Consider the following 544-nt stretch of genomic DNA (forward strand, 5'->3'; position numbering starts at 1 on the left):
CTTTGTGATTCATGACTGGGGTGAAGTCGTAACAAGGTAACCGTAGGGGAACCTGCGGTTGGATCACCTCCTTACCTGAAAGAAGCGTACTTTGCAGTGCTCACACAGATTGTCTGATGAAAAACGAGCAGTAAAACCTCTACAGGCTTGTAGCTCAGGTGGTTAGAGCGCACCCCTGATAAGGGTGAGGTCGGTGGTTCAAGTCCACTCAGGCCTACCAAATTTTCCCTGAATACTGCGTTGTGAAATAACTCACATACTGATGTATGCTTCGTTATTCCACGCCTTGTCTCAGGAAAAATTATCGGTAAAGAGGTTCTGACTACACGATGGGGCTATAGCTCAGCTGGGAGAGCGCCTGCTTTGCACGCAGGAGGTCTGCGGTTCGATCCCGCATAGCTCCACCATCTCGTGAGTGTTTACGAAAAAATACTTCAGAGTGTACCTGAAAGGGTTCACTGCGAAGTTTTGCTCTTTAAAAATCTGGATCAAGCTGAAAATTGAAACACAGAACAACGAAAGTTGTTCGTGAGTCTCTCAAATT

General features: G+C 46.5%; 2 tRNA genes and 1 rRNA gene. All 3 read left to right on the forward strand.

The features are described 5' to 3' along the window. A 16S ribosomal RNA gene (locus NA624_RS22995) occupies positions 1-74 on the forward strand; the annotation flags it as partial. A 69-nt stretch (positions 75-143) separates the two neighbouring features. Then, positions 144-220 (forward strand) — tRNA-Ile (locus NA624_RS23000). 111 nt (positions 221-331) lie between these two features. Further along, positions 332-407: transfer RNA gene (locus tag NA624_RS23005), tRNA-Ala, on the forward strand. Positions 408-544 lie beyond the last annotated feature (137 nt).

Origin of the sequence: Salmonella sp. NW38 (assembly GCF_051807745.1) — a bacterium.
Classification (GTDB): domain Bacteria; phylum Pseudomonadota; class Gammaproteobacteria; order Enterobacterales; family Enterobacteriaceae; genus Salmonella; species Salmonella enterica.